Source organism: Victivallis sp. (assembly GCF_048170485.1).
GTDB lineage: Bacteria > Verrucomicrobiota > Lentisphaeria > Victivallales > Victivallaceae > Victivallis.
Genome location: NZ_DBEXAY010000202.1, coordinates 1 through 4,454, shown reverse-complemented (window position 1 = coordinate 4,454; position 4,454 = coordinate 1). Strand labels below are relative to the sequence as shown.

4 protein-coding genes are annotated in these 4,454 nt (G+C 62.6%); 3 read left to right on the top strand and 1 reads right to left on the bottom strand.

The features are described from left to right. Positions 1–46: 46 nt before the first annotated feature. Complete coding sequence (locus tag ACMLHG_RS10550) at positions 47–622, bottom strand: hypothetical protein (protein WP_417170466.1); 576 nt, start codon at positions 620–622, stop codon at positions 47–49. A 219-nt stretch (positions 623–841) separates the two neighbouring features. Between ACMLHG_RS10550 and dapA the strand changes: the two genes are divergently transcribed. From dapA to ACMLHG_RS10535, 3 genes are all read left to right on the top strand, one after another. After that, positions 842–1,717 carry a 4-hydroxy-tetrahydrodipicolinate synthase gene (gene dapA, locus ACMLHG_RS10545; protein ID WP_294433929.1) on the top strand — a complete coding sequence of 292 codons (876 nt, stop codon included), beginning with the start codon at positions 842–844 and terminating at the stop codon, positions 1,715–1,717. A gap of 90 nt (positions 1,718–1,807) precedes the next feature. After that, a complete protein-coding gene (ybaK, locus tag ACMLHG_RS10540) occupies positions 1,808–2,272 on the top strand; it encodes a Cys-tRNA(Pro) deacylase (protein ID WP_417170467.1) in 465 nt (154 codons plus the stop codon). A 43-nt stretch (positions 2,273–2,315) separates the two neighbouring features. Then, positions 2,316–4,454, top strand: coding sequence for a glycosyl hydrolase family 95 catalytic domain-containing protein (locus ACMLHG_RS10535; RefSeq protein ID WP_417170465.1), 2,139 nt, complete (start codon positions 2,316–2,318; stop codon positions 4,452–4,454).

Sequence of the window (4,454 nt, the reverse complement as noted above, 5' to 3'; positions counted from 1 at the left end):
TCGGTTCAGAGTTCCGCCCGTACTGGGAATCAGACGAAAGAATGCGTTATTTTTTCTCCCCGCTGCCGGTTTCCGCGGCGGCCGGCTTTTCCGGCTCCAGGGTCTTCTCACTCGCCGCTTTCTTCTCTGACTTTTCCGTCTCGGCGGGGGTGTCGGGGCGGTATTTCAGAAACTCCGCCTTGAGAACCCGGCGGTAGCGGAAGAGCGGCCCCGTGTCGCTCGGCGTGCCGCGGACGTTGCCGTATGTAAGATCGACGTCGCGGTAGATGGCGCGCCAGCTCGGCGAGGAGTCATCGTAATCGAATGCGCTCATGTACAGAGGATTGGTGTTTTTCCCGGAGGAGCTGCGCACCACCTCCTGCGAGGTGATGAGGACCGCGTCGGCGCCGACCGATTCGGCTTCCGAAAGGAGTTTTTCCTCCAGCCGGTCGCGGCTGACATCCATGTAATCGCCGGAGACGACCGCCTTGCCCATCACCTGGTAGGACTGCTTGATTTTCGCCTTGTCGGTGAACATCTTGACCGAAGCGGAGGGTTCCGCTTCCCGAACCCCGTCGTATTCAAACGAAACGCAGCCGCACAGCATCACCGCCAGCGCCGCCAGTGCCGGTACCATCTTCATCGTTCTTGCTCCTGAAAGTATCTCCTGTTGATGTACGACTGTTAAATTAGCCGGGTTGGCGGTTTTTTTCAAATCAAAACCGCGAAAACATGTTGATTTTAGCTCCGGATTGAAGTATCTTATGAAAAAGAATTGCGGATCCGCGGAAGGGTCCGTGCAGGAGATCAGCGGAAACCGCCGCGGGCGGTTCCATGCCGGAATAGCGAAGGAGCGTTGAAAATGATGGAATTCAAGGGCGTGTACACGGCGTTGGTCACTCCGTTTGTGAACGGCGGCGTGGACTGGAAGGCGTTGCGCGAACTGGTCGAGATGCAGGTGAAGGGCCGGGTCGCCGGGATCGTTCCGGTCGGAACAACCGGAGAATCCCCCACGCTCAGCTGCGAAGAGCACCTCAAGGTGATTGAAGCGGTCGTGGAAACTGCGGCCGGGCGTTGCGCCATCATCGCCGGAACCGGTGCGAACTCCACCGAAGAGGCGGTTCATCTCACCCGCGAAGCCAAGGAGGTCGGCGCCGATGCGACGCTTCAGGTGACCCCCTACTACAACAAGCCGACTCAGGAGGGGCTGTACCGCCACTTCTCGACGGTGGCCGACAAAGTCGGTCTGCCGGTGGTGCTCTACAATGTGCCGGGGCGCAGCGGCGTGCCGATTGCGGAGACGACCGTGGCGCGTCTGGCGAAGAATCCGGTGATTGCCGCGGTCAAGGAGGCCGCCGGCAGTGTGGACCGCGTGTCGATGATCCATGAACTGTGCGACATCACCGTGTTGAGCGGCGACGACTCGCTGGCTCTGCCGATGATGGCGGTCGGCGCCACCGGTGTGATCAGCGTTTCCTCCAATTTGATTCCGGCGGAGATGACCGAGATGGTCGAGGCGGCCGCGGCCGGGAACTTCGCCCGGGCGCTGGAGCTGCACCGCAAATACTACTGTCTGTTCCGCGATCAGTTCATCGAAACCAATCCGATTCCGATCAAGGCGGCGATGGCGATGGCGGGGCTGATCCGCGAAGAGTACCGGCTGCCGCTCTGTGAACTCAGCGCCGAGCACCGCGAAAAGCTGGCCGCGACCTTGAAGCGTTGCGGCATCATTCAGTAATCGTTGAGAATGCGGCGGTTCCAGGACGGAGCCGCCGCTCTTTTTTTGAACGGGAGGTTTGCGGTGGCAAAGCAGGAAAAAACCAATGTGATGCGGGTTCTGGACCGGGCTGGAATTCCTTATTCGCATTACAGTTATGAACATAACGGCAACGAAGCGGTCGACGGCGTCACGGTGGCGCAGCGGATCGGCCGCCCGGTCGAGCAGGTGTTCAAGACGCTGGTGACCCGCGGCGCGAGCCGGAACTTCTTCGTCTTTGTGATTCCGGTGGCGGAGGAGCTCGATCTCAAGGCAGCCGCCGCCGCGGTGGGGGAGAAGTCGGTGGAGATGATCCACGTCGCCGAACTCTGCGGCGTGACCGGCTACATCCGCGGCGGCTGTTCCCCGATCGGGATGAAGAAACATTTCCGCACCGTGGTCGACGCTTCCGCCGAGGCGTTTGACACGATCATTTTCAGCGCCGGGAAAATCGGCGCCCAGGTGGAGCTGGCCCCCGCCGCTCTCGCCGAACTCGTCAACTGCACCTTTGCTCCTTTGACAAAACAGAACCGGTAAGCGCCGGAATCCATCGAAACCGATAACGTTCAGAGGAAAAACCATGGATGATCGTCTGGTCTTCTCGTACTCTTACCCCATGCCGCACGTCCACTGCGGCACCACGCTCGGCAACGGTCTGCTCGGCCTCAGCGTCTGGGGCGGCGGAAACCGCCTCAACATCACGGTCGGCGTCGCATCGCTCTGGGATCACCGCGGCGGCGTCCATTGGTCGCCCCGCCAGAACTTCCGCGACATCCGGCTCGCTCTCGAGCGGCAGGATCTGGAGGAGATCCACCGGATTTTTGCTCCGGAGAAGCCCTATCCGGCCGGCACGCCGCACCGCCCATCACTGCTGGCAGCGGGGCGGCTGGAGGTGACGCTCCCGGAGGGGTGTGTTCTGGAGGAGGCGAAACTCCGCGCCGACGTCGGGCGAATCGAGATCTCCTTCCGCCGCGGCGGCAACTCCGGCACGCTCCGGATTGCTCTTGCGCAGAAGGAGAAGGGGCTGTTTCTGCTGCAACTCTCGGTCCCGGCGGAAATCCGCGCGGTGCCTTCGCGGGATCTCAACCCGGAACTGCGCGAAATCTCCTTCCCGGAACCGCTCCGCTGGGAGTGCGGCTTTCAACAGCCGATGCCGGCGGACCCGGGGTACAGCCTCACCTTCGAGCGGGCAGGGGAGCTGGTGCGCTGTTTCTTCCAGCGCGGCGACAAGGAGACTCCGCCCCGGATTCCGGCCGCAGGCTGGGTGGAGGTGACGGCGGAACTCGCCCGTTACTGGGGGGAATTCTGGAAGCGTGTGCCGGTCATCCATTGTGAAAGCCCGCTCATTGAAGAGCTCTTCCGCTCGGGCATCTTCCAGTTTCAGTCGATGACCGCGCCGGATGGAGTGCCCGCCGGCCTGCAGGGCGCCTGGATCGAGGATCACCGCCTGCCGCCGTGGTCGGGCGATTATCACTTCAACATCAACGTTCAGATGTGCTACTGGCCCGCGTTCCGGGCCGGACTGGCGGAGAACTGCCGCCCCCTCTTCGAGATGATCTGGTCGTGGCGCGACACCATGCGCGAGATTGCCCGCTGTTTCATCGGCGTCGAAGATGGTTACATGATGCCGCACGCCGTCGACGACCGCTGTGTCTGCATGGGGGCGTTCTGGACCGGCGCGATCGATCACGCCTGTGCCGCGTGGATGGCGCAGATGATGTTCGATTACTACAAGTTCACCGGTGACCTCGAATTTCTGCGGGAGATCGGGTTCGAATTCATGCGCGGCACGATGCGGGTGTTTGAAGCGCTGCTGGAGGAGCGCGACGGTGTGTTCCATCTGCCGGTCGGCGTCTCCCCCGAGTACCGCGGGGCGGAGCTGAACGCCTGGGGCGAGGATCCGAGCTTCCAGCTGGCGGCGATTCACCGTCTGGCGGCGGATTTGATCGAAGCATCCGGCATTCTCGGCATCGAGCCGAAGCCGGTCTGGCTGGCGATTCAGGAACGTCTGCCGCAGTTCACGCTGATCGATGGACCGGAAGGGGAACAGATCGCCCTCTGGAAGGGGACGCCGCTCGAGGAGAGCCATCGGCACCACTCCCACCTGGCGGCGATTGCGCCGTTTGCGACGGTGGCGCCGGAGGATTCGCGCTGGAGCAAAATCATTCACCGCAGTGTCAATCACTGGGTCCGGACCGGCATGGGCGCGTGGGCCGGCTGGAGCATGCCGTGGGCTTCGATGCTTCACAACCGGTTCGGCAACGCCGGAATGGCGGTGTTGGACATCGAACTCTGGAGCCGGATCTACCGGAACGCCTTCAACCACTCCTTCCACGATCCGGTGGTGGATGGATTTGCCGTCGGCCTCTGCAATGACAAGACGGTCATGCAGATGGATGCCTATATGGGCGTGGTGGCGGCGATTGAGGAACTCTTCCTCTTCGAGCGCGGCGGCGAACTTCACCCGATGCACGGTGTGCCGGAGACGTGGCGGGAGTTCTCCGCGGAAAATCTCTATGCGCCGGGCGGTTTCCGGCTTTCGCTGTCGCGCCGTGCCGGCCGGGAGGAGATCCGGGTGGAGGCTCTCCGCGGCGGATGCCTGAAGCTCCGTCTGCCGGGCGGCTCCCGCCGCTGGCGTTGCGGAGAGAAGGAGTGTGCCGCCGGAACCTGTCTGGAGCAGACGATGCTCCCCGGAGAAACATTGCTCTGCCGCCGCTGA